The sequence below is a fragment of the Litoreibacter janthinus genome, from assembly GCF_900111945.1.
Lineage (GTDB): Bacteria > Pseudomonadota > Alphaproteobacteria > Rhodobacterales > Rhodobacteraceae > Litoreibacter > Litoreibacter janthinus.
Window position 1 is genome coordinate 1,387,380 of record NZ_FOYO01000001.1, and the last position, 25,389, is coordinate 1,412,768.

A 25,389-nucleotide genomic window follows, 5' to 3' on the forward strand; every position below is an offset into this window, starting at 1 on the left:
GGTCAACCAGAGCAGGTCCCATGTACGACAAAAACGCAGACGCCTCCCCGTTTAACGCATTGCCGCCTGCGGTCATCGCATTGGCGGTCATCCTCGCGGGGGTCGAACTCATCTTCCAAGCAGGCGAAAGCGGCCTTGTCGGCGGGGCGCAAGCCGTCGGCTGGCGGCTGACATCGCTGGAGGATTACGCCTTCTTTGGTCCGATCTGGGACGCGATGGTCGAAAAGCGCTACTTCCCGATGGAGCATATGCAGCGCTTTGTGACCTATCCTTTTGTGCATGGCAGCTTTACCCACGCGGCCTTTGCCGTTGTGATCGTGCTGGCCATCGGCAAGGCCGTGGGCGAGATATTCTCGGCGCTGGCGTTCCTCGCGGTGTTCATGCTCAGCTCGATCTTCGGCGCGCTGATCTACGCGTTGGTGACCGAGACACAGCAGCCGTTGTTCGGGGCCTATCCCGGCGCATACGGGTTGATCGGGGCGTTTACGTTCCTGCTTTGGGTCAATCTGGCTGCCGTGGGCGCGAACTCCATGCGGGCCTTCACATTGATCGGCTTCCTGATGCTGTTCCAGTTGGTTTTCGGGCTGCTGTTCGGCGGCGGCTATGACTGGGTGGCCGATGTGGCGGGCTTCGTGGCGGGCTTCTTGCTGTCCTTTGTGCTGAGCCCCGGCGGGTGGGGCCACGTGCTGGCGAAGCTGCGCAAGCGCTAGCGTTTCAGGCTGCGTTTTAGATCGGCTGGGCGGAACGCGCCAAGTGCTTTGCCGATGACGCCATAGAAAGCGCCGCCTGACACGAGCAAGATCGTCAGCGCCAGATAGCGCCATGCCCCCATCTCGAATACCGGTGTCAGGAGCATATGTGCGCCGTAAAGGAACGCGCCCATCAGCACGGCCGCAGCGATGATGCGCGGCGCGCGGGTGCGGAAGCGTGCATCAAAGGTCGCGGCCTGACCGAAGTCCCGCGAGTAGCGCCACAACAGCCACGCCATTGCCCAGCCAGCCAACGAGGTCGCCAAGGCGGCGGCGAGATAGTCGAGCCAAGCCCAAAGCCCCACTGCTACTACCGCGTTGATTACCATGGCTGCGATGGCGAAATAAAACGGTCGTTTTGTGTCTTCGCGCGCGAAATAGAGCGGCTGGAATATCTTTTGCAAAACGAAGGCGGGCAGCCCCATTCCGTAGATCGCAACAGCCAGCGCAGTGGCTGCTGTGTCCTCCGCCGTGAAGCGGCCGCGTTCGAACAGCACCGAGATCATCGGCGAGGGGATGACCATCAGGGCCACGGCACATGGCACCGTCAAGGCAAGCGCCACCTCGCCCGCGCGGCTGAGCGCGTCTTGCCCCCCAGCAACGTCGTCGGCTTGCAGGCGACGCGAAAGCTCTGGCAGCAATACGACCCCAATGGCGATCGCAACCACTCCCAAGGGCAGCTGATACAGGCGGTCAGCGTAATTCACCCAGGCTATCGCGCCTTCGGTCCAGCTTGCCACGTTGCGGCCTACCAGCAGGTTCACTTGCACCACACCACCCGCCAAAGCGGCAGGGGCGGCGATGATAGCGAGGCGTTTAAGCTCTGGCGTAAGACGTGGGCGGCGCGGAACAAGGCGGTAGCCAGCGCGAGCGGCAGCCCACCACACCAGCGCAAGCTGTGCGATGCCCGCAACAGGGACGGTCCACGCGAGGGTCAAGCCAATGTCGGCACCCGACAGCCACGCAACGCTGAGCGCCACAATGAACAAGACGTTGAGCAAGACCGGTGCGGCTGCGGCGGCGACAAACCGGCCCGTGGCATTCAAGACACCCGAAAGCAGCGCTGCGAGCGAAATGAACAAGATGTAGGGGAACGCGATGCGGCCAAACAAGGTTGCCAATTCGAACCGTTCATCCGCGATGAAGCCTGATGCCATCAGCAAAACCAGGCCCGGCATGAAGATTTGCGCGATCACCGTAAAGATAATCAGCAGCGTTCCCAAGCCGGTGAAGGCGTCACGCGCAAAGGTGAGCGGCTCGTCGCCCGATTCCACCTTTTTGGAGAACATCGGCACAAACGCCATGTTGAACGCGCCCTCAGCAAAGAAACGGCGGAACATGTTGGGAAGTGAGAAAGCGATCAAAAACGCTTCGGCCACGGGGCCGGCCCCAAGGAAGCCCGCGATCAGCACATCGCGCACAAAGCCCAAGATGCGCGACAACAGGGTCCATAGCCCGACAGTCGCAAAGCCGCGCAAAAGTCGGTTGGGCTGGCTCATGCGCGTGACCGCTCGGTGCCACGGGTGATGGCGTCGCGCAGTTTGCGCTCGATCGAGTATTGTTTGGACGCCGAATGGAATTTCAGCCCGAACATGTCTTTCACATAGAAGGTATCCACGACCTGCGCGCCATAGGTCGCAATCACCGCCGAGGCGATCTGGATATTGGCCTCCGACAGGGTGCGGCTGAGGTCATACAGCAGCCCCGGGCGGTCGCGGGTGTCGACCTCGATGATCGTGTAGATTTCGGAGCCCTCGTTGTCGAACGTCACCGATGTCGGCACAACGAAGGGCCGCTCGCGCTTTTTGATCTTGTCGCGCGGGGCCAGAGCTTCGCGGGCCAAAACTTCACCCATCAGGGTTTTGTGGATCATTGTCTTAAGGCGCGGCAGGCGGCCTATGTCATAGGGGTGTCCGTCCCCGTCCTGAATCCAAAATGCGGCCGTCGCAAAACCGTCTTTGCTGGTATAGGTCCGTGCGTCCACGACATTGGCCCCGACCAATGCCAAGGCCCCGCACATGCGCGCAAAGATGCCCGGGTGGTCGGCCATGGCAAAGCACGCGCGGGTGGCGTCGCGATCTTCGTCAGGGGTCAGTTCGATCCGAATTTCATCGGTCGGGATGTCGAGCAGCAGCTTGGCAAAATCCACATGGGCGGTGACGTGCAGCCCCTGCCAGTAAGGCGGGTAATGGCGCGCGATCTCACGGTTGAGGTCCTTTTTATCCCAATCCGGCAAAGCGGTGCGCAGGTTCTTTTTGGCTTCGGAGCCGCGTTCCTCGCGGTTGAGCGCCTCCATACCTTCCTGAAGGCCACGTTTGGTCTGCCGGTAGAGCGCGCGGATCAGCGACGCCTTCCAGTTGTTCCAGACGTCCGGCCCAACACCGCGGATGTCACACACGGTAAGCACGCAAAGCAGGTCCAACCGCTTCACGGTTTTGACGGCTTTAGCAAAGTCCCGAACAGTGCGCGGGTCAGCGATGTCGCGCTTTTGCGCCATGTCGGACATTAAAAGATGATAGCGCACCAGCCATTCGACGGTTTCGCATTCATCTTTGTTCAACCCAAGGCGCGGCGCGATATAGCGCGCCATTTTTGCGCCAAGAATCGCGTGATCCTCGTCGCGTCCTTTGCCGATGTCATGCAACAGCAGAGCCACATAAAGCACCTTGCGGTTCACACCGCGCTTTAGAATTCCGGAAGCGACAGGCAACTCTTCGATCAACTCTTCACGCTCGATCTGCGCAAGGTGGGAGATCGTCTGAATCGTGTGCTCGTCGACCGTATAGGAGTGATACATATTGAACTGCATCATCGCGACGATGGTCTGAAAATCGGGGATGAAAGCCCCGAGTGCGCCCAACTCGTTCATGCGGCGCAAAGCACGTTCTGGGTTGCCGTGTTTCAACAGCGTCCCAAGGAAAATGCGTGCGGCGTCCTTGTTGCCCTCCAGCCCACGGATCGCATCCAGATTGGCCGCAATCAGCCGCATCATGTCTGGGTGGATGAGGTAACCGGTGCGCAGTGCCTCCTCGAACACTTGCAATAGGTTCAGCGGGTCTTTGAGAAAGCTGCGCTTGTTGGCAACGTCGATGCGGTTCTGGCGCAGCTTGTAGCCCGGCTTGAGACGTTTGCGGCGCGCGTTGCGCAGGAAGCCGATGATTGCAGGCTCTTGCTTGACGTGGCGGGCTTCCAGATCGGTCAGCAGGATGCGGGTCAATTCGCCCACACGGGTGGCGTGACGGAAGTAATCCTGCATGAAATGCTCGACCGCGCGACGCCCCCCCTTGTCCTCGTAGCCCATGCGGTCCGCCACCTCGACCTGTAGGTCGAAGGTCAGTTGCTCCGTCGCGCGGTTGGCAATCAGGTGCATATGCGCGCGGGTGGCCCACAAGAAGCGGTCGGCGAGGCGAAAATTGTCCAACTCGTCCTGTGTGAACACTTTGAGTTCAACCAGCGCGTCGACGGTTTTGACCCGTTTCACGTATTTGGCGATCCAGTAAAGCGATTGCAGGTCGCGTAGGCCGCCCTTGCCCTCTTTGACATTGGGCTCAACGATATAGCGCTGGCCGCCATGCTTTTTCAGCCGCTCGGCGCGTTCTTCAAGTTTGGCCTCGACAAACTCGGCGCCTGTTTTCTTGAACAGCTTTTGCCACAACTGGGCGTCTAGCTCTTCGGCCAAAGGCGCGTGGCCGTCCACCAAACGGTGTTCCAGAAGGGCGGTGCGGATGGTAAAATCCTCACGCGCAAGCCGCAAACAGTCCTTCACTGTGCGCGAGGCATGGCCCACCTTCAGCTTCAAATCCCAAAGGATGTAGAGCATGGATTCGATCACGCTCTCGGCCCAAGGTGTGATTTTGTATGGCGTCAGAAACAGCAGATCGACATCGGAAAATGGGGCCATTTCCCCACGCCCATAGCCGCCCACAGCCAGCACCGACAGCCGCTCGGACTCGGTGGGGTTGGAAATCGGATGCAGGTGTTTTTGCGCGATATAGAACGCAGCGCGCACCAGCCCATCCGTCAAATAGGTGTAAGATCGGCACAGGCGTCGCGCCGCCAGTGGCTCCTTCTCAAAGGCAACGGCAATCTTTGCACGCCCCGCAGTTTGAGCTTTGGCCAACGCGCCGACTGTTGCCTTGCGCAGGTCTTTCGCGTCGCTGCAGGAGGCCGCGCATGCGTCAAGCTCCGCCAGTAGGGCTTCGCTGTCCAGAAGGTCATGCGCGGGGCAAATCAGATCGCCCCGCGCAGTCGGTGTAATTTCGGATTGGGACGGCTCAGAAGCCGCCGAAGCCGAAGGATTTTGGTGCGGGATCAATAATCTGGACCTGATTGTTCGTCACTTGGGCAACCGCCATAGCACGTTGGTTCGAGCCATCGGGTTTGAACCGGAATACCCCGTTCACGCCCTTGAAGCCAGAGGATTGCGTGAGGTTGCCTTTGGTCATAGCCAGCTTCTTGGATGCCAAGGCGCCGATCGCCGCGATCCCGTCATAGGCAAGACCTGCCAACGGGTGCGGCGCGTCTCCATAGGTGCTGCGGTAGCGGCTGTTGAACTGCGCCACCGGACCGGGGTCGGGCAATGCGAACCAGCCACCCTGCACACCCGGCAGGGACAGGGTTTGCGCTGGGACGTCCCAACGCGTCAGACCGATATACTTGGTGACCGCTGGGCTGACGCCTTTCTCGGGCAACAACTGCGCCAGAAGCGGCAGGGCACCGGTGCTGTCGGATGTCAGCATGACCGCAGTCGCGCCGGAATCTTTGATGGTCTGCGCGATGCCCGGAACCGCAGCGACGATCCCCTGCTCGCTAAACTCAAACGACCCGTCGCCAACGATCTTCACATTCGTGCCAGAGGTTGCTTTGACGATTGCAGAGCGCGCGATTTGACCGACGGGTGTGCGCGGGTAGACCACGACGACACGGCTGCGGCCTTGGGCGCTGGCATAACTCATCAGGCGGGACGCGATATTGTCATAGGTGTTGCCGATCACGAACAGATTGCCACCCGCGATGGACGTGTTGTTGGAGAAGGACAGAAGGTTCACTTTCGATCCGGAAACTGCGACAGCAGCAGCGTTTGCCGCGTCAGAGCGCAATGGCCCCAAGATAATGTCGGCCCCCGCAGCCACAGCTTGAGTGGCCATGGACGCGGCAGTTCCTGCCTGACCGGCAGTTCTATAGACGGTCAGATTAACCTTACCGGCACCCAGATCGGCGATGGCCAGACGGGCCGCGTTTTCAAGCGCACGAGCAAGACCGTCATCGCCCGGCGAGGCAGAGCCATACGGAACCAGAAGGGCAACATTTACAGCGCCTCCGTCGGATTTTGCGCCACTTGCGCCGCCACCAACTTGGCTCAGGTCGACATCACAGGCCGAAAGCGCAGCGGCAGCCGCAATCGCCAGAACGGCGCGCACGCCCTTGCGGGCGCTTCCCAAAAGGTTGAACATGTTAATCACTCCATAAGTCCCCACCAAATGGCCGCCGGCACAGCCACACTTGTGGCAAACTGAATACGAGGTATGGAGTGTCAAGTAAACGTGAAGACGAAGGGCAGGGCATATGACGGCTGCAAATCGCGTAAATCTGGCGTCAGGCCTTTATTTCATAGCCACACCCATTGGGACGGCCCGTGACATCACGTTGCGCGCGCTGGATATTCTGGCCTCGGCGGATGTTTTGGCAGCCGAAGACACCCGCACATTGCGCAGATTGATGGACATTCATGGAATCGCTTTGGATGGCCGCCCCATGGTTGCGTATCACGATCACAATGGGGCCTCGGCCAGACCAAAGCTGCTAAAAGCACTGTCCGAAGGCAAGTCGGTTGCCTATGCGTCGGAGGCTGGAACGCCCTTGGTGGCTGATCCGGGCTATCAGCTGGGGCGGGCCGTGACTGAAGCAGGCTACATGGTCACCGCGGCCCCCGGCCCGTCTGCCGTGTTGGCGGCACTTTCGGTGAGTGGCCTTGCGACGGATGCGTTCTTCTTCGCCGGCTTCGCACCCACTTCCAAAGGTCAGCGACAAAGCTTTCTGCGCTCTTTGGCGGATGTGCCGGGCACCTTGGTGTTCTACGAAAGCCCGAAACGCGTTCATAAAATGTTAGCGGATCTGGTCGAAGTTTACGGCGAGGCCCGCGAGGCGGTGGTTGCCCGCGAGCTGACCAAGAAGTTCGAAGAGGTCCGGCGCGGCACCTTGGCGGGCCTTGTCTCGGAGCTAGACGGGGTAACCCTGAAAGGCGAAGTCGTCGTTCTGGTCGCCCGTGGCGAAACAAGTGCCTTTGATGAAAAGGACACCGACATCTTACTGAAAGAGGCGATGTCGGCGGGGTCGTTGAAGGATGCAGTGGCGCAGGTTGTTGCCACAACCGGTCAGCCGCGCAGGCTGGTCTATCAGGCCGCTTTGCGGCTGGAGAAAGAAGGAAAGTAGCCATGTCACGAACCGAGCGTGGCCGAACAGGGTATCACGCAGGGATCGAGGCGGAGCGCAGTGTCGCGCGGGACTACCTGCGGCGCGGCTACACTTTTGCGGCACATCGATTTCGGGGATGCGGCGGGGAGATTGACCTTGTTCTACGCTCTGGCAGTCAGGTGGTCTTTGTGGAGGTCAAGCAAAGCCGCTCTCATGCGCGGGCGGCGGAACGCTTGGGGCCGCACCAAATGGCCCGGCTGATTGAAACCGCGCGCGAGTTCGTCGCAAATGAGCCGCATGGACAGGATACCGACATGCGGTTCGACGTGGCTTTGGTGGATGGCGTGGGTCGGGTCAGGGTGATTGAAAACGCACTGGACCCTTGATTGGTGCAGCAGTTGAGCGCGCCTGTTCGCAGATAATGGATTGAAAGCCAGACGCACCTGCCGCATTTAGCACATGCGGGGCCGATAATTGGCCCAAAACCATGGAAGGACAGCGCATGGGCCTGAAGGTCGCCATTCAAATGGACCCGATCGACAGCATCAACATTGATGCGGATTCGAGCTTTCGGATTGCCGAAGAAGCCCAAGCCCGCGGGCACGAGCTGTTTTTCTACACCCCCGACGCCTTGTCCTTCGAGGAGGGTGAGGTTTATGCCATCGGCTGGCCGTTGACCGTTCGACGAGTCAAGGGCGACCACTTCGAGTTGGGCGAACGCCAGAGAATCAATCTGGCCGACTGGGACGTCGTCTGGCTGCGTCAGGACCCCCCGTTTGACATGGGCTATATCACCACCACGCATATTCTCGACCGCATCCACCCCGACACTTTGGTGGTCAACGACCCGACTTGGGTGCGCAACTGGCCCGAAAAGCTGAAGGTTCTGGATTACCCCGATCTGACCCCGCCGACTGCCATTGCACGGAATCTAGAGACGCTGAAGGCGTTCAAGGAGCGCCACGGGGACGTAATCCTGAAGCCGCTCTACGGCAACGGCGGCGCGGGCGTGTTTCGCTTGACGCCTGAAGACCGCAACCTGAATTCGTTGCACGAGCTGTTCTCGGGCATCAACCGCGAGCCGTTGATCATGCAGAAATTTCTGCCCGATGTGGCCAAAGGCGACAAACGGATCATCCTCATCGACGGGGAGCCTGTCGGCGCCATCAATCGCGTTCCTGCCAAGGGCGAGACCCGCTCGAACATGCATGTGGGGGGACGACCTGAAAAGATCGGCCTGACAGACCGCGACCGCGAAATTTGCGAGCGCATTGGGGCGGATCTTAAAAACCACGGGCAGGTTTTTGTTGGCATTGATGTCATCGGCGGTTGGTTGACCGAGATTAACGTCACTTCTCCCACAGGTATTCAGGAACTGGAGCGCTTTGACGGCGTGAACATCACCGCGAAGATCTGGGAAGTGATCGAAGCCAAACGCGTCTGATCAATAGGCCACACGGTAGCTGACGGCCTCAGCCACATGGGGGGCACGGACGTCGTGGCTTCCCTCCAGATCGGCGATCGTACGGGCCACGCGCAACACGCGGTGGTAGCTGCGGGCCGACAGACGGTAATGCTCCGCCGCGCGTGTCAAAAGGGCCGCGCCCTCGTGGTCGGGCGTGGCGATCTCCTTGAGAAGTTCGCCCTCCGCATCCGCATTGACCCGCACACCAGCATGATCCGCAAAACGCGCACGCTGCACCTCCCGTGCAGCATCAACCCGCGCGGACACTTGGGCGGAGCTGTCGCCCGTGGCAGGCAGATCCAGATCGGTAAAGGCCACCGGTGGGACGTCCAAACGCAGATCGAACCGGTCCATCAGGGGGCCGGAGATGCGCCCCATATAGTCTTCCCCGCAATTTGGCGCACGGGAACAGGCTTGCGCTGCATCCGTCATATAGCCGCATTTGCAGGGATTTGCGGCGGCAACCAGCATGAACTTGCAGGGGTATCGCACGTGCGCATTGGCGCGCGCGACGACCACATCACCGGTCTCGATTGGTTGGCGCAGGGTTTCCAGCACGGCGCGGGGATATTCGGGGAACTCGTCCATGAACAGAACGCCGTTATGCGCCAGCGAGATTTCCCCAGGTTTCGCCCCGCGCCCGCCGCCAACAATCGCCGCCATGGACGCCGTGTGATGAGGAGTTCTGAACGGGCGTTCACGAGAAATGCCGCCGTCTTCCAATAGCCCCGCGAGGGAGTGGATCATCGAGGTTTCCAACGCCTCTTCCGGTGATAGCGGGGGCAAAATTCCCGGCAATCGGGCGGCTAGCATAGATTTGCCTGACCCGGGCGTTCCGACCAATAAAAGGTGGTGACGCCCCGCCGCCGCAATTTCCAACGCCCGTTTGGCGCGTTCCTGACCCTTCACATCGCGCAAGTCTTTGGCATGGTCGGGGCGGCGCACCTCGCCTGGGCTGGCGACGGGAAGGGGTTTCTGGCCAGTGTAATGCTGGACGACATCCAACAAGGACGCCGCACCAAAGACACGCGCAGCATCGACCCAAGCAGCCTCCGCCCCGCACTGCTCAGGACAAAGCAGGCTGCAATCTTGTTCCGCCGCAGTCAGGGCCGCAGGAAGCGCGCCGATCACTGGCACCAATGAGCCATCCAAAGACAACTCCCCCAAAGCGACGGTGTTTTGCACGTCTTCAGTGGGTAAGATATCAAGCGCGGCGAGCAGGGCTATCGCGATGGGCAAGTCGAAATGCGACCCTTCTTTGGGCATGTCCGCGGGCGATAGATTGACGGTGACGCGTTTGGACGGCATCGCGATGGACATAGCCGTCAATGCCGCGCGCACCCTATCGCGGGCCTCGCTGACCGCTTTGTCCGCCAACCCCACGATGGAAAAGGACGGCAGCCCGGCGGTCACAGCGCATTGCACCTCGACCAGCCGGGCCTCGATCCCTTCAAAGGCGACCGTATATGTGCGCGTGACCAAAACTGCCCTCGTGACTGACCCTTAGGGCCACCCTTGCGCAGCTTTGGTTAATGCGAGGTTTACTCAGTCAGGGCCGGGCCATTTGCCTGCCGCGTAAGGCAGGTCGTAGGTGGATTGCGGTGCGTCCTGAAGTCCGCGACGGCGCCAGTCGAGGAAGGTCGGATCCGAGATCGTCGCAACGATATAGGGTTTTGACGCTTCGCTGACAGGAAGCCCGTAACCGGCCATCCGCGCGGCGACTGGTGCGAAAAACGCGTCGGCAATCGAGTATGCCCCGAACAGCCAAGGGCCTTCGGTGGCAAGATCACGCGCCGCCGCCCAAAGCATGTCGATTCTGGCAACATCTGCCGCAACCTCGTCAGAGACCGGAAAATCGACAAAGCTCTGGCGCAGGTTCATCGGGCACGCAGAGCGCAAGGCGCCGTAGCCGCTGTGCATCTCCGCGACCATGCCGCGCGCCAGAGCCCGCGCCGAAGTATCGGCAGGCCAATAGCCCTTTTCGGGATGCCGCTCGGCCAGCGTTTCGGCCATAGCGAGGCTGTCCATGACAATTGCACCTTCCGGCAATCGCATCACCGGCACCGTCCGCGCGGGGGCGAACGGTTTCAGGTCTTCCTGAAACTGGGGAATATAAAACCGCGTGTCATGCACGGTCACGTCGAGGCCGAACTTCGCGAACAAAAGCCAACCACGGAGCGACCAACTGGAATAAGAGCGGTCGCCGATAAGAAGATCATACGTCATGAAGACTACGTTATCGCGAGATGCCGTTGATCTGAAATAAGGAATTGTGGGTCTGACCCATCAAGGTTGATGATTTATCACCTCGACCCGCCAACCGTCTTGGCTGATGTCGATGCGGGTGACAGAGAGCGGTTCAATCTGATGCGACATGGCCTGATAGGCAGTCACACCAAGTGCGCGTTGAAGCTGCGACATGATCACGCCCATATGGGCGACAATCACAACATCATCGTGACGGCTCCGGTGCAGCGCATCGACTTTAGGGGTCAAACGGGCGTGAAGCTCGTTCCAGCTTTCTCCCTCGGGCGGCTTCACGTCGCCGGGCGTTTCCCAATAGGCGCGCGACAGGTCCGGATGCATTTCGTCGACGGCTGAAAAATGCAGCCCGTCCCACACCCCGAAATCCAACTCCCTGAAGTCGGGATCGTGGGGCAGGCGTATCCGCCCTGTCTCGATCACGTCCGCAGTGTGACGTGCGCGTTGAAGGTCAGACGAGACAAGCGCCGCACCCGAAGGCAGGTAGTCGTGCAAACGCGCCAGTTTGCCTGTGTCAGACAGATCAGCAGGAACATCCCGCCAGCCGGTGAAGGCTTTCTCATGGGTTGGCCCATGGCGCACCCACCAAAGGCGCGTGGATTTCACGACAGCCCCTCGGGCAACTGGCCTTTTAGCACAAGTGGAAGGCCCGCGATAACCTGCACGACAAGATCAGCGTCGCGCGCCATTTGTTGGTTCAACTTGCCTTGCGCCTCGCGAAAACGGCGCGACATGGCGTGTTCGGGCACAATGCCTTGGCCCACTTCGTTTGTGACAACAACGACGGAAGCCGCGCAACGGGCGAGTGCGAAAACGAGATCGTCACTGGCTTCGGTCAGGTCGGCTTCCGCCAGAAGCTGGTTGGTCAGCCAGAGCGTGGCGCAATCCAGCAAGATGACATGATCGACGGTCGCTTGTTGCAGGATCGGTCCAAGGGCCAGCGGCTCTTCGATTGTGATCCAGCCGTCCGCAGCCCGGGATTTTTGGTGCAGGTCGATCTTGTCGCGCATCTCGGAATCGAAGGCCTGGGCTGTCGCAATGTAGGTTTTCTGCGCTTCTTTGGCCGTGCGGAGTATCGCCTGTTCAGCAAAAGTTGATTTCCCAGATGCCGCGCCACCAAGCACCATGGTCATGGAGGGAAGTCCTGTCATCCAATTTTCCTCCGGCTTGTTTTGATCCGTTTTCGTTCTCTGCGCGTATTCATCACAAAAGGCGGCACAAGAGCCAAGCCAAAACCGATTGATGGGGGAAAGACTTATGGCACTAGACGCAAGACCTTCGGACAATACCCTTTCGCGAACCGCGATGAAGGCAGAATTGCTGGACGCCGAAACAGAACTGCGACTCGCCTATGCGTGGCGGGACGAACGTGACGAAGCAGCTCTGCACAGGCTGATCACAGCTTACATGCGCCTCGCGATTTCGATGGCTTCCAAATTCCGCCGCTACGGCGCGCCGATGAATGACCTGATCCAAGAGGCCGGCCTCGGGCTTATGAAAGCCGCCGACAAGTTCGATCCCGATCGCGGCGTGCGCTTCTCGACCTACGCGGTGTGGTGGATCAAAGCCTCTATCCAAGACTATGTAATGCGCAACTGGTCGATGGTTCGGACCGGCTCAACCTCCTCCCAGAAATCCCTTTTCTTCAACATGCGTCGGGTGCAGGCCCGTCTGGAGCGCGAGGCCGCCGCGCGCGGCGAGCCGATCGACAAGCACCAACTGCGCCAGATGATTTCCACCGAGGTAGGCGTGCCGCTCCACGATGTGGAGATGATGGAAGGGCGCTTGTCAGGCTCCGACTTTTCGCTGAATGCAACGCAATCCACCGAAGATGAGGGCCGCGAATGGATCGACGCGCTCGAAGATGACGGTCCGCAAGCGGCTGAAACGGTTGAGCATTCCCACGACACCGACACGTTGCGCGGGTGGCTCGTGGACGCTATGACAGCGTTGAATGAACGAGAGCAATTTATCGTCCGAGAACGCAAGCTTCTGGATCAACCACGAACCCTCGAAAGCCTTGGCAACGAATTAGGCCTTTCAAAAGAGAGGGTTCGCCAACTGGAGGCCGCAGCCTTTGCCAAGATGCGAAAATCTCTCGAAACGCAAAGCAAGGAAGTCCGGCATTTCCTGGCTCACTAGAGCTGCTGCAGTTTTCGCGTTCAGTTTTCAGGCAAACGCCGAGGTCCTGACGACCTCGGCGTTTGAGGTTCTGGGTGGCGCTGATGTTGTCATCGTCGGAGAGTTGCACGACAACCCCATACACCACGCCAACCAAGCGGAGATTGCCCGCGCAATTTACCCTTCGGCGCTGGTTTTCGAGATGCTCGATGCGCAGCAGGCGAAAGCTGGGCAATCCGCTGACCGCAGCGTTCTGGCGGAACTGGACAAGGCGCTGGGGTGGTCCAGCAAGGGTGGTTGGCCGTCTTTCCAGATGTATTTCCCGATTTTCGCCGCCGCCCCACAGGCGCAGATATATGGTGCTGCGCTGTCGCGCCACGCCGTGCGCTCTGCGGTCGAAGACGGAGCGGCCTCACAGTTTGATGGGCCTGCATCCTATGGCTTGAAAACCGCGCTGCCCGAGGCAGAGCAAGCCGACCGCGAGGCACTGCAAGCCACGGCACATTGCGATGCGCTGCCCTCAGACATATTGCCCGGCATGGTCGAGGCGCAGCGCCTTCGCGATGCAAGTTTCGCCCGCGTCACCCTTCAGGCGCTGGAGGAAACAGGTGGGCCGGTTCTGGTCATTACCGGCAACGGCCACGCGCGCACCGATTGGGGGATGCCCGCCTACCTGCGCCGCGTTGCGCCAGAAGCGCAGGTGATCGCAGTGGGTCAACTGGTCGAGTCCGAGATCGCACCGCCCTATGATCGCTGGATCATGACCGGAGCTTTCAACGCCGGAAAGGGCGACCCTTGCGCTGCGTTTTCAAGCAACTGATTGCCCCCTGCGCCGTGCTGTCCTAACACTTGTGACGAAGAAAGCGGGGTGCAACATGCTTGCAGGAAAACGGATACTTCTGATCGTCGGCGGCGGCATCGCCGCATTCAAGTCGCTGGACCTGATCCGACGGCTGCGCGAGCGCGGCGCGACCGTGGTGCCTGTTCTGACCAATGCAGCGGAAGAGTTTGTGACCCCGCTCAGCACCTCTGCCCTTGCGGGGCAGAAGGTATATCGCGATCTGTTCGACCTGACCGACGAGGCCGAGATGGGCCATATCGAGCTGTCTCGTGCCGCTGATCTGGTCGTAGTCGCCCCCGCAACTGCGGATTTGATGGGCAAAATGGCGGCAGGGCTTGCGAATGACTTGGCCTCGACCCTGTTGATGGCCACCGACAAGCGCGTGCTGATCGCCCCTGCCATGAACGTGCGCATGTGGGAACACCCCGCAACACAGCGTAATTTGGCAACCCTGCAAGGCGACGGCATTCTCGTTGTCGGTCCCGACGTGGGCGATATGGCTTGTGGGGAGCATGGCCCAGGCCGCATGTCAGAACCTTTGGCCATCGTCGACGCGGTGGAAGCTGCACTGGCGGATGGCCCCCTAAAGGGAAAGCATGTCTTGGTCACGTCCGGCCCGACCCACGAGCCGATTGACCCCGTCCGCTACATCGCGAACCGGTCCTCTGGGGCGCAGGGCACAGCAATTGCCCGCAGTCTGGCCGCACTCGGGGCGGATGTCACCTTTGTGACCGGCCCGGCCGATGTCGCACCGCCCGCAGGTGTGAAGGTGGTCAAGATACAAACCGCCCGTGAGATGAAAGAGGCGGTCGATGCCGCTTTGCCCGCCGATGCCGCCGTGTTCGCGGCTGCGGTCGCTGATTGGCGCGTGGCGAATGCGTCCGGATCGAAAATGAAGAAGGACGGCTCTGGCAAGGCGCCTGCGCTGGAATTCGCAGAAAACCCCGACATTCTAGCGGCAGTCTCGCAGATGAAGAAAGGCCGCCCGAAACTGGTGGTCGGCTTTGCCGCCGAGACAGATGACGTGGAAGCCAATGCAACCGCTAAACGTGCCCGCAAGGGCTGTGACTGGATCGTGGCCAATGATGTCAGCCCCGAAACGGGGATCATGGGCGGCAGCGAAAACGCGGTCACCATCATTTCTGACGAGGGCGCGGAAAGCTGGCCGCGGCTGACCAAGGATCAGGTCGCCGCAAAAATCGCCGCCAAGATTGCCGAGGCACTCTCGTGACCCCAGTGCTGAAATTCACATGGACGCAGGACGCCGATCCCAGCTTGGGGTTGCCCGCTTACGAAACAGACGGCGCTGCAGGTGCCGATCTGCGCGCCAATCTCTCCGAGGCCGACCGCGAAGCAGGCCTGATGCTTGCCCCTCTGGCGCGGGCCTTGGTGCCCACAGGGTTGCGTGTCGAGATTCCAGAAGGCTTCGAGGTTCAAATCCGCCCAAGGTCTGGCCTTGCCCTGAAACACGGCATCAGCCTGCCCAACACCCCGGGAACAATTGACAGTGACTATCGCGGCCCTCTGGGTGTAATTTTGATCAATCTGGGGGCGGAGCCTTTCACCATCGCACATGGCGACAGGATCGCGCAGATGGTTGTCGCCCCTGTGGTGCAGGCATGCTTCGAGCTGGCGCAAGGGCTGTCCGATACATCGCGCGGGACGGGGGGCTTCGGGTCCACCGGTCGCGGCTGATATGGCGCTGGTCCTCTTAATCGCCGCAGCAATCCTGCTGGCGGGGCGCCTGCTAAACTTCAGCAAACGCGTGCAGATTATGGCGCTGGTGGTCTTGTTCGCACTGGTAATTTTCTTCCAGGTGACTTTGCCCGTTGGCAATCCCGTAAAGGAAGCGACCGGCACATTGTCGAGTTGGGCGATCCTTGCGGGAGTCGTGGCGCTGGTTTTCGGCTATCGGGCTTTGCTGTCCCGTTTGCGCCACAAGGCTGACGCTGAAGAGCCCGTGGCTTTGGACCCTGACAAGTTCACGAATGCCGAGCTGAACCGCTATGCCCGTCACATCGTTTTGCGCGAAATTGGCGGTCCCGGGCAAAAGAAGATGAAAAAGGCTCGGGTGCTGGTGGTCGGGGCAGGCGGCTTGGGCGCGCCGGCGCTGCAATACTTGGCGGCGGCCGGGATTGGCACCATTGGCATCATTGATGACGACGAGGTCGACAGCTCCAACCTCCAACGCCAAGTCATTCACACCGACGCGCGGATCGGGATGCCCAAGGTGTTTTCGGCGCAAGAGGCGTTGCAGGCGCAAAATCCGCTTATCACCATCCGCGCGTATAACCGACGGCTGACGGCCGACATGGCCGCCGAATTGTTCGAAGATTACGATCTAATCCTCGACGGCTCCGACAATGCGCAGACCCGCTATCTGGTCAACCGCGTCTCGGTCGATCTGGGTAAGCCCCTGATCTCTGGGGCCATTACGCAGTGGGAAGGACAGCTGAGCCTGTTCGATCCTGCGCAGGGTGGTCCGTGTTACGCATGCGTATTCCCCAATGCCGCCGCCGCGGGCTTGGCGCCGTCCTGTGCGGAGGCGGGCGTTGTCGGTGCACTGCCCGGTGTGGTCGGCTCCATGATGGCCGTGGAGGCGATCAAGCACATAACCGGCGCGGGTGCGACCCTGCGCGGGCAGATGCTGATCTATGATGCGCTTTACGCTGAAACGCGGCTGATCAACCTCAAACAAGATCCAGAATGTGCGGTATGTGGACAACTGCCTAAATAGTGGGATTAACCCACAGAAACCACAATGGGTTGTGGGTAACACTAAATAATGTCTTTACAGAGACTCGGATAAATCCCAACATCTAGACAAGGGTCGTGGATCACAAGCGACCTGTAGTATGGAACCCAGCCTATTGGGGCACAGGCATCTCCCAATGCGCGATCTGGACAGGGGACCGAGCATGTCAAGTTTAGAGCACTACCTTGAAACCGAGGATCTACACCCGATTGATCTGGTGGAGACCTTGGCCGCCCACCACGATTGGGAATTCGACCGTATCGCAGAAGACCAAATCGCCATGGCGATTGAAGGCCAATGGCGGACCTATTCCATCACCCTCGCATGGTCACACCATGACGAGACCCTTCGGCTGGTCTCGACCTTCGAGATGGAGCCGCCGGAAGACAAGCTTCCCGCACTCTACGACATGTTGAACCGCGCCAACGATACCTGCTGGACAGGGGCCTTCACCTATTGGCAAGCGCAGCGTCTGATGGTGTATCGCTACGGGTTGATCCTGTCGGGCGGGCGCGATGCGGGCGCGGATCAGATTGACAAAATGCTGTCGGCCGCCGTTATGGCGTCGGAGCGGTTCTACCCCGCCTTCCAACTGGTGTGCTGGGGCGACCGGACCCCGAAAGACGCGATGAATGTTGCCATTGCGGAAGCCTACGGGCGCGCCTAACCTAAGCCCCTGACGACAGACGGGGGCTTCATGGATTTTTCCGAGATTAACACACGCGGACTGGTATTGCTGGGCTGCGGAAAGATGGGCTCCGCCCTTCTTGAAGGCTGGCTCAAGGGCGGTATCGACGCTTCTGCCGTCTATGTTCTGGACCCCAACCCGTCCGACTGGGTGAAAGCGCAAGGCGTCCATATCAATGATAATTTGCCAGAAAATCCCGCAATAGCGCTGCTCGCCGTAAAACCTCAGATGATGGGTGACGCGCTGCCGCGCATGGCCGCGCTGGGCAACGGCACAACCCTATTCCTGTCAATTGCCGCCGGTACGTCCATCGCTCATTTCGAACAGGCCTTGGGCGACGAGACCCCGATCGTGCGCTCCATGCCGAACACCCCCGCAGCGGTGGGCAAAGGGATTACTGCGATTGTCGGAAACTCACGGGCAACAGCGCAGCATCTGGACATGGCGGAAGGATTGCTGCGGGCCGTCGGGCAAGTCGTGCGTCTGGAGGATGAGGGGCAGATTGATGCCGTCACCGGCGTGTCCGGCTCTGGTCCTGCCTATGTGTTCCACCTGATCGAAACCATGGCCGCCGCGGGCGTCGCGCAGGGTCTTCCGCCCGAGATGGCGATGCAACTCGCCAAAGCCACGGTCGCCGGTGCAGGCGCGTTGGCAGAGCAGGCCGAAGAAGACCCCGCACAGCTTCGGATCAATGTCACCAGCCCGGGCGGCACCACGGCGGCGGCGCTCAAGGTGCTGATGGACGAAGATCACGGCTTCCCAGAGCTAGTGGGTCGTGCCGTGAAAGCCGCCACAGACCGTGGTCGCGAGCTGGGGAAATAGCATGGCCGAGATTTCGTTCGACGACTTCCTGAAGGTCGACATTCGCGTCGGGGTCATCGTCAAGGCCGAGCCCTATCCCGAAGCTCGCAAACCCGCTTTCAAGCTGTGGGTGGATTTTGGGCCTGAACTTGGGGAACGGAAAAGCTCCGCCCAGATCACCAAACACTACACGCCGGAGGATTTGCCGGGCAAAAAGGTCATGGCCGTGGTCAACTTCCCGCCGCGCCAGATCGGCAAGTTTATGTCCGAGATACTGGTGCTTGGCGTGCCCGACGAAGACGACGAAGTCGTGCTTCTGACCCCAGACAAAGATGTGCCGATTGGCGGAAGGCTTTACTGATGAAACTCTTAATTTCCCGCATGTTGCCTGACGCCGTGATGGACAAGGCCCGCGCCGAGTTTGATGTCACCCTGCGTGACACCTCCGATCCGATGTCCGAGGCCGAGGTGACCGAGGCCATCGGGGCCTATGACGTGATCTTGCCAACACTGGGTGACAGATTTACGGCGGTCGCCATTTCCAGCTCCACGCCACGGGCAAAGCTTCTGGCGAATTTTGGCGTCGGATATAACCATATCGACGTCGATGCGGCCCGCGCGCAGGGCATCGCCGTGACCAACACCCCCGGTGCAGTGACTGACGCGACCGCTGACATCGCCATGACCCTGATGCTGATGACCGCACGGCGGGCGGGCGAGGGAGAGCGATTGGTGCGGGCGGGGCAATGGACCGGCTGGCAGCCGACCCAGATGCTTGGGCTTCACCTGACGGGCAAGACGGTGGGGATCATCGGGATGGGGCGCATCGGGCAAGCCATTGCCAACCGCTGCCGTCATGGTTTTGGCTGCAAGATCATCTTCGCCAACAGGTCACGCAAGGAAATCGAGGGCGCGACGCAATGCGACTCCATCGAGGATTTGGCGCGCAAGGCAGATGTCGTCGTGGCCGCCACCCCCGGCGGGCCGGAAACACGGCATCTGATCGGCAAATCAGTGTTCGACGCGATGCAGCGGCACGCGATTTTCGTCAACATCTCGCGCGGGGATGTGGTGGATGAGGCCGCGCTGGTCTCGGCGCTGCAATCCGGAGCATTCGGTGGGGCGGGATTGGACGTCTACGAGCATGAGCCCAAGGTGCCAGAGGCGCTGAAAGCGATGGAAAACGTCACCCTGCTGCCGCATCTGGGCACCAACACGCTCGAGGTGCGCACAAGCATGGGGATGATGGCACTCGACAACCTGATCGCCTTCGCGGCGGGCAAGGATTTGCCGAACCCCGTTTAGTTGTCGCCAATCGCCTCGCGGAAATGCTTGCGGCAGAGGGATACGTAGGTCTCGTTGCCGCCAACCTGCACCTGATCGCCATCCACCACGGCCGTTCCGTCCGCGCCCTTGCGGATCACCATCGTCGCCTTCTTGCCGCAGTGGCAGATCGTGCGGACTTCCCGCATCTCATCCGCCAAGGCCAGCAGTGTTGCGGAGCCGGGGAACAGCTCGCCGCGGAAATCAACCCGCAAGCCATAGCACATCACCGGCACCTTCAGGTCGTCCACCGCGCGGGCCAGTTGCCACACCTGCTCTTTGGAGAGCCATTGCGCCTCGTCCACCATCACGCAGGCGACGGGGCCCTCTGTCAGGCGTCGGTCGATCATGGCAAACAAATCGTCCTCTTTGCCGTAAATATCAGCTTCGCGCGCCAGTCCGATCCGCGAGCCGATCTTTCCGGTTCCTGCGCGGTTGTCAAAGTCGGCCGTTAACAGGTATGTTGCCATACCCATTTCCTGATAGTTGTGCGCCGCTTGTAACAGCAGCGTCGACTTTCCGGCGTTCATGGTGGAATAGTGGAAGTAGAGTTTAGCCATAGCGTCCCGTAGCAAAGCCGATTGTCAGGAGCAAGGTCGGTGAGGGACGTGCTAGGGAAAGCGTTCTCCGCACGAGCTGATTACCCGGCAGCGCGTGCATCGGCGCCCCTCACCTAGAGGACCGCGTTCAGCACAACACGCCCCCCCGTAGCCCCCATACCCTAGGGACTAAACTCACATAACGTGGGGGAAAACAATTGCGCAGGGGAAAGGCTTTGGGCTATTCCCCGAAGAGGCTATAAGACGCCAGGGAAAACGAAAATGACTGTGATGAATAGGTACCTGAAGAAGCACACTGAGGCACTTGTTAAGGATGTCGGCGTAGAGGCAGCATGCAAGTTGACCGGCCGCTCCAAAGCGACGCTGGGCCGGTATTACTCCGAGTCCGATGAACATGCCGATCGGTATATGCCCCTCGACGCGGTCGCAGCCCTTGAGGCCGCCGCAAGTTTCCCCCATGTCACGCAGGCGCTGGCCGAGATCAACGGCAACTCGCTGGAGGTCAACACAGGCCGCAAGGGCAACGCGGAATCGGTGAACAGCAACGTCGTCGCCTTGGCGCAGCGCTTTGCCATGCTGATGTCCGAGTACAACCAGTCCATCGCCGACGGGATCATCACGGTCACCGAGGCCAAGCGGATGCTGTCCGAAACCTTGGAGCTGCAAAAAGTTCTGGTCGAAATGAAGCTGCATCTGGAAGACGAAACCATCTGATTTTGTCCCGCGAGCAGGGGTTCCCCATGGGGAACCCTGTTTTTGCTGAGGAAAAGAATTGATGAATTATGAATGGGTGGCGTTGCCGCCCATTTTTTTGTGCTTGGAGCTGCGGGCGGTTCGGGGCGCTATAATTTGCCCTAACTTAAGAAAGACAGCGTGGTGCCAGTGACCGGCTCAGGCGCGCAGGCGGAGAGGGCGAGGGCCGTGGCGGCTAGGGTGATGGGGAGCATGGTGGAACTCCTGTGGTGGGTGTTTGGGTGGAGTTTAACAAGGAATTGGGGTTGTGCAGAGGTGGCGGTGGATGAACCACGCGCCGGAGGCGCGGACCCACTCACCCTACGCAGACACCTTTTGGTCTAGGTGCCGTCGGCAGCTAGCTTATCTAAATCGCCAGTGCATTAGGTCAGGTTCTTTTACATCCATATACAGAATGCGGCTTATGTCTCTCTGTTCTTCCCGAGCAACTTGGATCTCGTGATCAATCGAGTAGCCGCTTGTTGCAACTAAACCAGCAAAGCTAGATGTTATTGCTGTACGACCGTTTAGCTGATCGATAGTGGGAAATGGAAAATCTTTTACAACACCTACCGGGGGAAGCGTTTTAAAGTTTTCATGCAATTCAAATTCAGGGTGTGTTTGTGCAAATCGTTTTTCAAATATGTTTATTGATCGCTCAAAAAGGTTATTGGACCATAAGAAATGCCAAGGCCATGTATCAGCTTCAATTTCCGACAAATTCTTTGGCATCTTCGATTTTACAGTGTGGGCATCGACTAACAAGCAGCCCGTTTCGAAACCTTTGAAGGACGGAGCGCTGCTAGCTGACGCATTCCAAACGGTGCGATGTTTTTCGGCGCTGTAAAAGCAGTAAAGCGGCATTCTACCAGTTAACTTGGCACTTTTTAGCAGGAGGCAAATTTGGGGAAGCAGAGCGTTTTTACCTTGTTGCTTCAACCCTTTTATTTTTCCGTCTCGAGTTATTCTTTTAGCCTGAACTCTCATTTTGAGAGTGTTCGTTTTTCCAGCGATATGCCATTCCCAATCTGCACCAGTTTTTTTACTTTCGACCGATTTTGAAAACGTTTCGATTCGTATTTGGGTTGGATTCAGTCGTTTCAAATCTAATAAATTGGATTCGGTGATAGTTTCTTCACCATAACTGACACCGGAGACTTGCTCGTAAGCAAAGCCGAGATTTTTAGATGTCCGATCGCCAAGTTTGAGTAGCACTTCTAATAAAGAATGAATTTGACCTGCTCCACTTTGCCTTCAACCCTGCAACGCCTGCACCCCGATTTCCCCCTCAACCCGTGCTTTCATCGCCAGCGCACAGGCGTGGGCGGCGGCGGCGGTGGTGAAGTAGGGGATCTTGTCGTAGAGCGCGATGGAGCGGATGTCTCGGCTGTCCTCGACGGCTTGTGACCCCTCGGTGGTGTTCAGCACCAGCGAGATCATCCCGTCTTTCATTTGGTCGACGATGTTCGGGCGGCCCTCATAGACCTTGTTGACCGTCTCGCACGCGATGCCTTGCTCGTTCAGCCAAGCCGCGGTGCCGCGGGTGGCGACCAGCGCGTGACCCAGACCGGCCAACACACGGCCCGCCTCCAGCATGTCAGCGGTCTTGTCCTCGTTGCGGATGGAGATGAAGACCTTGCCCTTGCCGTCCAGCGGCAGCTCGGTCCCTGCGCCCATTTGCGCCTTGAGGAAGGCCATGTGGAAGTTCTTGTCGGAACCCATAACCTCGCCCGTAGAACGCATTTCCGGCCCAAGGATCGTGTCCACGCCGGGGAAGCGGGCGAAGGGGAGGACGGCCTCTTTCACCGCATAGGTGTCGATGATCGGGTCGATCAGGTCGAACTCGCCCAGCTTAGCCCCCGCCATAACCTGCGCCGCGATGGACGCGATGGGGGAGCCGATGGCCTTGGCCACAAACGGCACGGTGCGCGAGGCGCGCGGGTTGACTTCGATCAGATAGATCGTGTTGTCCTTGATGGCGAACTGAACGTTCATCAGCCCGACCACATTCAGCGCCAAAGCCAAGGCCTCGGTCTGCACGCGCAACTCCGCGATGATCTCTTTCGACAAGGAATAAGGCGGCAGGGAACAGGCGCTGTCGCCGGAATGCACGCCGGCCTCTTCGATATGCTGCATGATGCCCGCGACGTGGACGGAGGTGCCGTCGCACAGCGCGTCGACATCGACCTCGACGGCACCGGACAGATAGCTGTCGAGCAGCACGGGGCTGTCGCCGGAGACGACCACGGCCTCCGAAATATAGCGTTCCAACTGCGCTTGATCGCGCACGATTTCCATGGCCCGTCCCCCGAGCACGTAAGACGGGCGGATCACCAGCGGGAAGCCGATTTCCTTCGCCTTCTCAAAGGCTTCCTCGTCGGAATGGGCGAGGCCGTTATGGGGCTGCTTGAGGCCGAGTTTCTGGACGAGTTGCTGGAACCGCTCGCGGTCTTCGGCCAGGTCGATCGCATCAGGCGAGGTGCCGAGGATCGGGATGCCTTCGTCCGCCAAGGCCTGCGCGATCTTCAACGGCGTTTGCCCGCCGAACTGCACGATGACGCCGTGAAGGGTGCCGTTTTCAAGTTCCACGCGGAGGATTTCCATCACGTGCTCGAAGGTCAGCGGCTCGAAATACAACCGGTCCGAGGTGTCGTAGTCGGTCGACACGGTCTCTGGGTTGCAGTTGATCATGATCGTTTCGTAGCCCTGCTTGGTCAGCGCATAGCAGGCGTGGACGCAGCAATAGTCGAACTCGATCCCTTGGCCGATGCGGTTCGGGCCGCCCCCGAGGATAACGACCTTCTTGGCGTTGGAAGGCCGCGCTTCGCATTCGACGTCACCCATCATCGGATGTTCGTAGGTTGAATACATGTAAGGCGTTTGCGCCTCGAACTCGGCAGCGCAGGTGTCGATGCGTTTGAAGACCGCGTTGACGCCAAGGTTCTGGCGGGCCTTGCGCACGTCTTTCTCGGTCCGGCCGGTCAGCTTTGCGAGGCGGGCGTCGGAGAAGCCAAGCATCTTGAGATCGCGCAGCCCGTCTTCTTTCATCGGCAGGCCGTCTTTGCGGATGATCGCCTCGGCTTCGATGATCTCGCGAATCCGGGCTAGGAACCATGGGTCATAGGCGGTGATCTGGTTGATCTCGTCATTCGAGAATCCGTAGCGCATGGCGTGGGCGATGACGCGAATACGGTCCGGAGTTTGCTTGGCCAGTTCGCGGGTCAGGGCTTTGTCGATAGCTTCCTGCGCAGCGGCATCTTTGCCGACCAGAATGCGGGTGCCGTTCTGCTCTTTATACACCTGTGCATCAGGAGCAGGCATACCGGGCACCTTAGGTTCATCAAAGCCGGTCAGGCCTGTTTCCATGGAGGCGAGCGCTTTTTGCAGGCTTTCGTGGATGGTGCGACCGATGGCCATAACCTCGCCCACGGATTTCATCGCGGTGGTCAGATAAGGCTCGGAGCCGGGGAATTTTTCGAAGGCGAAACGCGGGATTTTGGTGACCACGTAGTCAATCGTCGGCTCGAAGCTGGCTGGCGTGACCTTGGTGATGTCATTGTCCAGCTCGTCCAGCGTGAAGCCGACGGCCAGTTTGGCGGCGATTTTGGCGATCGGGAAGCCCGTGGCCTTAGATGCCAAGGCCGAAGAGCGCGACACGCGGGGGTTCATCTCGATCACGACCATGCGCCCGTCTGCGGGGTTCACCGCCCATTGCACATTGGAGCCGCCAGTTTCGACGCCGATTTCACGCAGAACCGCAATCGAGGCGTTGCGCATGGCTTGGTATTCTTTGTCGGTCAGCGTCAGGGCAGGGGCCACGGTTATGCTGTCGCCGGTGTGCACGCCCATCGGGTCCACGTTTTCGATGGCGCAGACGATGATGGCGTTGTCGGCATGGTCGCGCACGACCTCCATCTCGTATTCTTTCCAACCGAGCAGGGATTCGTCGATCAAGATCTGGTTCACAGGCGACGCGTCGAGGCCGGTTTTGCAGAAATGCTCATAGTCATCGCGGTTATACGCCACGCCGCCGCCAGTGCCGCCCAAGGTGAAGGCGGGGCGGATGATGGCAGGCAGGCCGACATATTCGATGGCGTCCATGCATTCCTGCATGGTGTTGGCGATGGTGGCTTTGGGGTTCTCAAGGCCAAGGCGGTCCATGGCTTCGCGGAACAGCTTGCGGTCCTCGGCCATTTCAATGGCTTCGCGTTTTGCGCCGATCATCTCGACGTTGTACTTTTTCAGCACGCCCATTTCTTCAAGCGCAAGAGATGTGTTGAGGCCGGTTTGCCCGCCCATGGTAGGCAGAAGCGCGTCGGGGCGCTCTTTCTCGATGATCTTGGCGACAACCTCTGGCGTGATCGGCTCGATATAGGTCGCGTCGGCCATGTCGGGGTCGGTCATGATCGTGGCGGGGTTGGAGTTCACCAAGATGACGCGGTAGCCTTCTTCGCGCAGGGCTTTGCAAGCCTGAGCGCCGGAGTAGTCAAACTCGCAGGCCTGTCCGATGACGATGGGGCCTGCGCCGATGATCATGATGGATTTGATATCGGTTCTTTTCGGCATGTCACGGACCCCAGGTTTGCGCAAATTATCGTGGGTTTAAGGAGTCCACCAAGTGGGCGCAAGGGCATGTAGGGAAGGGATTTGAGATTCTTTTGCCCAACGCATTGGGGAA

Annotated in this window: 24 protein-coding genes; 14 read left to right on the plus strand and 10 right to left on the minus strand. The window is 59.7% G+C overall.

Features of this window, described 5'->3' with window-relative positions; translation table 11 throughout:
- The first annotated feature begins 20 nt into the window (after window positions 1-20).
- Window positions 21-710, plus strand: a complete 690-nt coding sequence (locus tag BM352_RS06940; protein WP_090214240.1) for a rhomboid family intramembrane serine protease — start codon at window positions 21-23, stop codon at window positions 708-710.
- On the opposite strand, the gene murJ is transcribed toward BM352_RS06940, so the two are convergent.
- The 3 genes from murJ to BM352_RS06955 are packed head-to-tail and all read right to left on the minus strand — an operon-like array spanning window position 707 to window position 6,202.
- On the minus strand, window positions 707-2,248 hold the full coding sequence (murJ, locus tag BM352_RS06945) for a murein biosynthesis integral membrane protein MurJ (protein ID WP_090214244.1): 1,542 nt from the start codon (window positions 2,246-2,248) through the stop codon (window positions 707-709). The genes BM352_RS06940 and murJ overlap by 4 nt on opposite strands.
- On the minus strand, window positions 2,245-5,064 hold the full coding sequence (locus BM352_RS06950; protein ID WP_425434512.1) for a [protein-PII] uridylyltransferase: 2,820 nt from the start codon (window positions 5,062-5,064) through the stop codon (window positions 2,245-2,247). The genes murJ and BM352_RS06950 overlap by 4 nt, the downstream gene beginning before the upstream one ends.
- Window positions 5,024-6,202: a penicillin-binding protein activator gene (locus tag BM352_RS06955; protein ID WP_090214246.1), complete on the minus strand. Its 1,179-nt coding sequence runs from the start codon at window positions 6,200-6,202 to the stop codon at window positions 5,024-5,026. The genes BM352_RS06950 and BM352_RS06955 overlap by 41 nt, the downstream gene beginning before the upstream one ends.
- 112 nt (window positions 6,203-6,314) lie before the next feature.
- Here BM352_RS06955 and rsmI point away from each other — a divergent pair, with 112 nt between their 5' ends.
- From rsmI to gshB, 3 genes are all read left to right on the plus strand, one after another.
- Entirely contained in the window at window positions 6,315-7,181 is an 867-nt protein-coding gene (gene rsmI, locus BM352_RS06960) for a 16S rRNA (cytidine(1402)-2'-O)-methyltransferase (RefSeq protein ID WP_090214248.1), read from the plus strand.
- 2 nt (window positions 7,182-7,183) lie between these two features.
- On the plus strand, window positions 7,184-7,549 hold the full coding sequence (locus BM352_RS06965) for a YraN family protein (RefSeq protein ID WP_090214250.1): 366 nt from the start codon (window positions 7,184-7,186) through the stop codon (window positions 7,547-7,549).
- A 116-nt stretch (window positions 7,550-7,665) separates the two neighbouring features.
- Window positions 7,666-8,607: a glutathione synthase gene (gene gshB, locus BM352_RS06970; RefSeq protein ID WP_090214252.1), complete on the plus strand. Its 942-nt coding sequence runs from the start codon at window positions 7,666-7,668 to the stop codon at window positions 8,605-8,607.
- Here the strand turns inward: gshB and BM352_RS06975 are convergent, their stop codons facing one another.
- The 4 genes from BM352_RS06975 to cobU form a co-directional block, all read right to left on the minus strand.
- Window positions 8,608-10,110 (minus strand): YifB family Mg chelatase-like AAA ATPase, encoded by a 1,503-nt coding sequence (locus tag BM352_RS06975; protein WP_090214254.1) that lies wholly within the window; start codon window positions 10,108-10,110, stop codon window positions 8,608-8,610. It lies immediately after the preceding gene.
- A gap of 63 nt (window positions 10,111-10,173) precedes the next feature.
- Window positions 10,174-10,854 carry a glutathione S-transferase gene (locus BM352_RS06980; protein ID WP_090214257.1) on the minus strand — a complete coding sequence of 227 codons (681 nt, stop codon included), beginning with the start codon at window positions 10,852-10,854 and terminating at the stop codon, window positions 10,174-10,176.
- 60 nt (window positions 10,855-10,914) lie between these two features.
- Window positions 10,915-11,496 (minus strand): histidine phosphatase family protein, encoded by a 582-nt coding sequence (locus BM352_RS06985; RefSeq protein ID WP_245780929.1) that lies wholly within the window; start codon window positions 11,494-11,496, stop codon window positions 10,915-10,917.
- Window positions 11,493-12,041, minus strand: a complete 549-nt coding sequence (gene cobU, locus BM352_RS06990) for a bifunctional adenosylcobinamide kinase/adenosylcobinamide-phosphate guanylyltransferase (protein ID WP_090214259.1) — start codon at window positions 12,039-12,041, stop codon at window positions 11,493-11,495. The genes BM352_RS06985 and cobU overlap by 4 nt, the downstream gene beginning before the upstream one ends.
- Window positions 12,042-12,147: 106 nt before the next feature.
- Between cobU and BM352_RS06995 the strand changes: the two genes are divergently transcribed.
- From BM352_RS06995 to BM352_RS07035, 9 genes are all read left to right on the plus strand, one after another.
- Complete coding sequence (locus BM352_RS06995; RefSeq protein WP_090214262.1) at window positions 12,148-13,032, plus strand: RNA polymerase factor sigma-32; 885 nt, start codon at window positions 12,148-12,150, stop codon at window positions 13,030-13,032.
- Window positions 12,968-13,831, plus strand: a complete 864-nt coding sequence (locus BM352_RS07000) for a ChaN family lipoprotein (protein ID WP_245780930.1) — start codon at window positions 12,968-12,970, stop codon at window positions 13,829-13,831. Before BM352_RS06995 ends, BM352_RS07000 begins: the two co-directional genes overlap by 65 nt.
- A gap of 55 nt (window positions 13,832-13,886) precedes the next feature.
- Complete coding sequence (coaBC, locus tag BM352_RS07005; RefSeq protein ID WP_090214264.1) at window positions 13,887-15,083, plus strand: bifunctional phosphopantothenoylcysteine decarboxylase/phosphopantothenate--cysteine ligase CoaBC; 1,197 nt, start codon at window positions 13,887-13,889, stop codon at window positions 15,081-15,083.
- Window positions 15,080-15,547 carry a dUTP diphosphatase gene (gene dut, locus BM352_RS07010; RefSeq protein WP_090214267.1) on the plus strand — a complete coding sequence of 156 codons (468 nt, stop codon included), beginning with the start codon at window positions 15,080-15,082 and terminating at the stop codon, window positions 15,545-15,547. The genes coaBC and dut overlap by 4 nt, the downstream gene beginning before the upstream one ends.
- A 1-nt stretch (window position 15,548) precedes the next feature.
- Window positions 15,549-16,589, plus strand: coding sequence for a HesA/MoeB/ThiF family protein (locus BM352_RS07015; protein WP_090214270.1), 1,041 nt, complete (start codon window positions 15,549-15,551; stop codon window positions 16,587-16,589).
- A gap of 181 nt (window positions 16,590-16,770) precedes the next feature.
- Entirely contained in the window at window positions 16,771-17,274 is a 504-nt protein-coding gene (locus BM352_RS07020) for a type III secretion system chaperone family protein (protein WP_090214273.1), read from the plus strand.
- A 30-nt stretch (window positions 17,275-17,304) separates the two neighbouring features.
- Window positions 17,305-18,117, plus strand: a complete 813-nt coding sequence (gene proC / locus BM352_RS07025) for a pyrroline-5-carboxylate reductase (protein ID WP_090214275.1) — start codon at window positions 17,305-17,307, stop codon at window positions 18,115-18,117.
- A gap of 1 nt (window position 18,118) precedes the next feature.
- Entirely contained in the window at window positions 18,119-18,457 is a 339-nt protein-coding gene (locus BM352_RS07030) for a tRNA-binding protein (protein WP_090214277.1), read from the plus strand.
- Window positions 18,457-19,401 (plus strand): 2-hydroxyacid dehydrogenase, encoded by a 945-nt coding sequence (locus BM352_RS07035; protein ID WP_090214280.1) that lies wholly within the window; start codon window positions 18,457-18,459, stop codon window positions 19,399-19,401. Before BM352_RS07030 ends, BM352_RS07035 begins: the two co-directional genes overlap by 1 nt.
- Here the strand turns inward: BM352_RS07035 and BM352_RS07040 are convergent.
- Entirely contained in the window at window positions 19,398-19,979 is a 582-nt protein-coding gene (locus BM352_RS07040) for a thymidine kinase (protein ID WP_090214283.1), read from the minus strand. The genes BM352_RS07035 and BM352_RS07040 overlap by 4 nt on opposite strands.
- A gap of 261 nt (window positions 19,980-20,240) precedes the next feature.
- Here BM352_RS07040 and BM352_RS07045 point away from each other — a divergent pair, with 261 nt between their 5' ends.
- On the plus strand, window positions 20,241-20,693 hold the full coding sequence (locus tag BM352_RS07045; protein WP_090214286.1) for a hypothetical protein: 453 nt from the start codon (window positions 20,241-20,243) through the stop codon (window positions 20,691-20,693).
- Between the two features lie 381 nt (window positions 20,694-21,074).
- On the opposite strand, the gene BM352_RS07050 is transcribed toward BM352_RS07045, so the two are convergent.
- Together BM352_RS07050 and carB are read right to left on the minus strand one after the other, a co-directional pair.
- Window positions 21,075-21,926: a DUF6615 family protein gene (locus BM352_RS07050; protein ID WP_090214288.1), complete on the minus strand. Its 852-nt coding sequence runs from the start codon at window positions 21,924-21,926 to the stop codon at window positions 21,075-21,077.
- A 39-nt stretch (window positions 21,927-21,965) separates the two neighbouring features.
- A complete protein-coding gene (gene carB / locus BM352_RS07055) occupies window positions 21,966-25,277 on the minus strand; it encodes a carbamoyl-phosphate synthase large subunit (protein ID WP_090214291.1) in 3,312 nt (1,103 codons plus the stop codon).
- Between the last annotated feature and the right edge of the window lie 112 nt (window positions 25,278-25,389).

Bases quoted from the DNA above. Each gene is read 5' to 3' on its own strand.
- BM352_RS06940 (WP_090214240.1), top strand. From the start codon at position 21: ATGTACGACAAAAACGCAGACGCCTCCCCGTTTAACGCATTGCCGCCT.
- murJ (WP_090214244.1), bottom strand. From the start codon at position 2,248: ATGAGCCAGCCCAACCGACTTTTGCGCGGCTTTGCGACTGTCGGGCTA.
- BM352_RS06955 (WP_090214246.1), bottom strand. From the start codon at position 6,202: ATGTTCAACCTTTTGGGAAGCGCCCGCAAGGGCGTGCGCGCCGTTCTG.
- rsmI (WP_090214248.1), top strand. From the start codon at position 6,315: ATGACGGCTGCAAATCGCGTAAATCTGGCGTCAGGCCTTTATTTCATA.
- BM352_RS06965 (WP_090214250.1), top strand. From the start codon at position 7,184: ATGTCACGAACCGAGCGTGGCCGAACAGGGTATCACGCAGGGATCGAG.
- gshB (WP_090214252.1), top strand. From the start codon at position 7,666: ATGGGCCTGAAGGTCGCCATTCAAATGGACCCGATCGACAGCATCAAC.
- BM352_RS06980 (WP_090214257.1), bottom strand. From the start codon at position 10,854: ATGACGTATGATCTTCTTATCGGCGACCGCTCTTATTCCAGTTGGTCG.
- cobU (WP_090214259.1), bottom strand. From the start codon at position 12,041: ATGACAGGACTTCCCTCCATGACCATGGTGCTTGGTGGCGCGGCATCT.
- BM352_RS06995 (WP_090214262.1), top strand. From the start codon at position 12,148: ATGGCACTAGACGCAAGACCTTCGGACAATACCCTTTCGCGAACCGCG.
- coaBC (WP_090214264.1), top strand. From the start codon at position 13,887: ATGCTTGCAGGAAAACGGATACTTCTGATCGTCGGCGGCGGCATCGCC.
- BM352_RS07015 (WP_090214270.1), top strand. From the start codon at position 15,549: ATGGCGCTGGTCCTCTTAATCGCCGCAGCAATCCTGCTGGCGGGGCGC.
- BM352_RS07020 (WP_090214273.1), top strand. From the start codon at position 16,771: ATGTCAAGTTTAGAGCACTACCTTGAAACCGAGGATCTACACCCGATT.
- proC (WP_090214275.1), top strand. From the start codon at position 17,305: ATGGATTTTTCCGAGATTAACACACGCGGACTGGTATTGCTGGGCTGC.
- BM352_RS07030 (WP_090214277.1), top strand. From the start codon at position 18,119: ATGGCCGAGATTTCGTTCGACGACTTCCTGAAGGTCGACATTCGCGTC.
- BM352_RS07035 (WP_090214280.1), top strand. From the start codon at position 18,457: ATGAAACTCTTAATTTCCCGCATGTTGCCTGACGCCGTGATGGACAAG.
- BM352_RS07040 (WP_090214283.1), bottom strand. From the start codon at position 19,979: ATGGCTAAACTCTACTTCCACTATTCCACCATGAACGCCGGAAAGTCG.
- BM352_RS07045 (WP_090214286.1), top strand. From the start codon at position 20,241: ATGACTGTGATGAATAGGTACCTGAAGAAGCACACTGAGGCACTTGTT.
- carB (WP_090214291.1), bottom strand. From the start codon at position 25,277: ATGCCGAAAAGAACCGATATCAAATCCATCATGATCATCGGCGCAGGC.